Source organism: Pseudoalteromonas sp. SG45-2, assembly GCF_014164115.1.
Taxonomy (GTDB): Bacteria; Pseudomonadota; Gammaproteobacteria; order Enterobacterales; family Alteromonadaceae; genus Pseudoalteromonas; species Pseudoalteromonas distincta.
This window is the reverse complement of record NZ_JACJEO010000049.1, coordinates 1-3993: the sequence shown is the minus strand read 5'-3', so window position 1 is coordinate 3993 and position 3993 is coordinate 1. Positions and strand designations below refer to the sequence as shown.

The 3993-nt window shown below is 40.8% G+C and carries 5 protein-coding genes; 3 read left to right on the top strand and 2 right to left on the bottom strand.

Annotated features, from left to right (window positions below; translation table 11 throughout):
- Window positions 1-370 precede the first annotated feature (370 nt).
- Window positions 371-916 (top strand): gamma carbonic anhydrase family protein, encoded by a 546-nt coding sequence (locus H5116_RS19975; RefSeq protein WP_182716916.1) that lies wholly within the window; start codon window positions 371-373, stop codon window positions 914-916.
- Here the strand turns inward: H5116_RS19975 and H5116_RS19970 are convergent.
- Together H5116_RS19970 and aroE are read right to left on the bottom strand one after the other, a co-directional pair.
- Window positions 908-1162, bottom strand: a complete 255-nt coding sequence (locus tag H5116_RS19970; RefSeq protein WP_004335144.1) for a DUF1488 family protein — start codon at window positions 1160-1162, stop codon at window positions 908-910. The genes H5116_RS19975 and H5116_RS19970 overlap by 9 nt on opposite strands.
- A complete protein-coding gene (aroE, locus tag H5116_RS19965; protein WP_182712952.1) occupies window positions 1159-1983 on the bottom strand; it encodes a shikimate dehydrogenase in 825 nt (274 codons plus the stop codon). Before aroE ends, H5116_RS19970 begins: the two co-directional genes overlap by 4 nt.
- 53 nt (window positions 1984-2036) lie before the next feature.
- On the opposite strand from aroE, the gene H5116_RS19960 reads away from it, so the two are divergent.
- Complete coding sequence (locus tag H5116_RS19960; RefSeq protein WP_004335148.1) at window positions 2037-2474, top strand: group II truncated hemoglobin; 438 nt, start codon at window positions 2037-2039, stop codon at window positions 2472-2474.
- A gap of 141 nt (window positions 2475-2615) precedes the next feature.
- A complete protein-coding gene (locus H5116_RS19955) occupies window positions 2616-3989 on the top strand; it encodes an IS4 family transposase (RefSeq protein WP_182716915.1) in 1374 nt (457 codons plus the stop codon).
- Window positions 3990-3993 lie beyond the last annotated feature (4 nt).

Sequence of the window (3993 nt, the reverse complement as noted above, 5' to 3'; positions counted from 1 at the left end):
AAGAACGTTTTGAGTCGCTTTAGCGTCTCAAGGGATGCGAATAATACACCCTTTATTTTTCGAGTCAACACTTTGTTTTAAACTTTCTTTTTAGAAGATTTAAAACCGAAGTTTTATTTAACTCTCTGAGTAGTTCGTGCCTCGCTATGCTTCGGCGTTTCCCGTCTCAGTGGGGTCGCATTATAGGGAGAACAGATTTTTACGCAAGTACTTTTTTAAAGAAAAAGTAAAAAAAGATGCTGTTCGGTCAGTATCTGAACTAAACCCCCTGAAACTGATAGTTTTGTAACCAAACGGCGCCTTTTATGGTACAAAAATAACCTTGCTGATACACTCAAAGCTAATAACTATTATCTAAAAGGCACTAAATATGGCAATCCGTTCTTATAAAGGTGTAACTCCTTCGTTTAATTCGTCTGTTTATATTGATGAGTCATCAGTTTTGGTTGGTGATATTATTTTAGGTGATAATAGTAGTGTTTGGCCTTTAGTAGCCGCCCGAGGCGATGTTAACTATATACGTATTGGTAAACGCTCCAATATACAAGATGGCAGTGTATTGCATTTATCTCGTGCAACTAAAAGCAATCCAGATGGTTATCCACTTATTATAGGTGACGATGTAACTGTAGGTCATAAGGTAATGCTGCACGGGTGTATATTAGGAAACCGTATACTTGTAGGTATGGGCGCTATTATTATGGATAACGTGGTTGTTGAAGATGATGTAATTATAGGTGGCGGCTCTTTGGTACCACCAAACAAACGCTTAGAGTCTGGTTACTTATATGTAGGGAGTCCGGCTAAGCAAGCCCGCCCTCTAACGGAGCAAGAACTTGCCTTTTTAAAAATATCTGCCGATAACTATGTATCACTTAAAGATGAGTACTTAGCTGAAATAGCTAATTTAAGTTAATAAACTTACTTCAATTTGGCCTGCCGAGTTATAGCTCTCTTCTTCGATAAGCTCCTCGGCACGTTCTTCGTAATCAAAACGATACTTTTCAAAATACTCTGTTGCGTGACTTTCGTCTGTTAGTTTAAGTGTATTTACTTCTATTACACACTCCACCAGCATGCCACTAACTTGTGCAAAAAATACTAACTGATGATCGGGCTCTCTAAACTCTAGCCTATCTATAAATTGTATTGCCTGATTCATTTAAGCGTTCCTTGTTTGAGCGCATCAACGACGGGAAGTATTTTTGGCATTTTATTACGCCATACATAATATGCTTGAGCAGCTTGACCAACTAACATGCCACTGCCATCTAAAAGCTTAGCGTTAATATTATGCTGTGCAACCCAATTCATAAAAATGGTATTTTGCAGTGAATAAAACATGTCATAAGCGACTTCACAGTTAGTTATGTGTTTTTTATCAAGTGCTGGAAGTTCGTTATTCATGCTGCTAGAGGTAGAGTTTATAATTAGTGAGTAATCGCTTACTGGTAAATCATCAAAACCAAAGCCAGATACTGGTCCATATTGGGTAAACAGCTCTGCGAGTTCTTTGGCTTTTTGTGCTGTGCGATTAACTATTATTATTTCCTGAGGGTTATGCTCTAACAAAGGTAAAATAACCCCTCGAGCAGCACCGCCCGCACCTATGATTAAAATGCGTTTATTAGTTATGGCTACTTCATTAGCGAGTAAATCATTTACAAAGCCCACACCATCGGTGTTATCACCGAGTAATGAGCCATCATCTCGTTTTTTTAGTGTATTAACAGCCCCTACTATTTTGGCTAATGGGGTAAGCTCATCAGCCATTGCATAAGCTTGCTCTTTAAATGGCATTGTAACGTTAGCACCCACACCGCCTTGCTCAAAAAAAGACAATACTGTTTTTTCAAAGTTATCGATAGGTGCTAATATTGCGCGATAGTCGATTTGCTCACCCAGTGATACAGCAAATTGTTTATGTATCGCGGGGGATTTTGAATGTTTAATTGGATTTCCAAAAACCGCATATTTGTCCATTTTAAAGCAACCTCTTTGCAGCTATAAACTGCCTATTAACAATGATAAGTAATATGATTAAACGACTTTTTTCTAAATCTAAGCCGGCTCCCGAGCAACAGGCTCCTACTCCTGAAAAAACACCGTATGAAATAATAGGTGGAGAGAAAGGGGCGCGAGCTATCTCCAATCGATTCTACGACATAATGGAGTCAGATGAATACGCTAAACCGTTATATGATATGCATCCTCTGCCATTAGATCGAATTCGCCAAGTATTTTTTGAATTTTTATCTGGTTGGTTAGGCGGGCCAAACCTATTTACTGAAAAACATGGCCAGCCAATGCTACGTAAAAGACATATGCCTTTTACTGTAGATAAAGCATTGCGCGATCAGTGGATGTACTGCATGAATAAAACGCTGGATATAGAAATAGACAATCCGTTGTTACGTGAAGGCTTAAAGCAATCATTCTCTCAACTAGCAACGCACATGATCAATCAGCATTAAATTTATATTTAGCCATAATGCAAAAAGGCGCTAATTAGCTGTCTCTTATACACAAATCCCTGCTAAGAAATTAGCGGGGATTTTTTTGAACTAAATCTCAATGTCATGATCAGATCTTCAAATCTTGTTTGAGGGCACATTATGATTAACGAACATACTCATTGGGCAAAACAACAATTCGGTAAATCGGACTTAGGTGATCCAAGAAGAACAGCGCGTCTGGTAAAGTTAGCATCAACGCTTGCAAATGAACCAGGAAAACCACTTGTAAACATCACTCAATCCCCCGCCGATATGGAAGGTGCCTACCGCTTTATTCGCAACGAGAATATTGACGCAACGGCTATAGCAGAGTCAGGCTTTAAAGCCACGGTTGAACAAGCAAAAAGTCATAACTTGTTGCTCGCATTAGAAGACACGACCACACTAATTTATAAACATTCCTCCATTCGAGATGATTTGGGTCATGTCGGACGAGGAGCAAAACAACGAGGCTTGTTAGCTCATAGCGTATTACTGTTTGCGCCAGACACAAAGCAAGTTGTGGGATTAATTGAACAGTCTCGCTGGAGTCGTGATATCAACACGATTGGAAAAAGAGAAAAACACGCGACGACTTCTTACGAAGAAAAAGAAAGTTACAAGTGGGAGTCAGCGTCACGAGCGATGGCAGAGCGGCTGCAAGGACAAATGGCGAACGTGATATCGGTGTGTGACCGCGAAGCGGACATCTACGAATACTTGCAGTATAAACTGACCGAGCAGCAACGATTCGTCGTACGCTCGATGCAAAGTCGTCATATTGAAGAAGGTGAGGATAAGCTCTATGCGTTTGCAAGCGAGCTGATGAGTGCAGGCACCAAACACATCCACATTGCACAAAAAGGAGGAAGAAAAGCCCGAAGCGCAACACTGGATATCACCTATGCGCCAGTGACACTCAAAGCGCCTTACAATAAGAAAGGACGCTCCCTCCCAGTTTACTATGTCGGCAGTGCAGAGAGAGGAAACGCTGAGAACGGCTTAAGCTGGCACCTATTAACCAGTGAACCAGTCACCAGCAAAGAAGACGCCTTAGCTATCATCACCTACTATGAGCACCGTTGGCTTGTAGAGGAATACCATAAAGTCTGGAAAAGTGATGGCACGGATATCGAAAGTTTACGCCTTCAAAGCCAAGATAACATGGAAAGATTGGTGACGATTAATGGCTTTATTGCGACGCGAATATTGCAACTAAAGTTCACCAATGAGCAGCCTGATTCTCCAAGTTGTGAACAACTATTATCTCCCAAAGCATGGAAGTTATTGTGGTTAAAGAGAATAAAAACACCATTGCCTGAAACTGCTCCAAATATGTCATGGGCGTATCAGGAACTGGCAAAGTTAGGAGGCTGGAAAGATACCAAGCGCACAGGGCGTGCATCTGTGAAAGTGTTATGGCAAGGATGGCTTAAGTTACAAGCCATCCTGGAAGGCTACGATTTAGCAAAATCTCTTGAGTCAGACTTGTGATCAA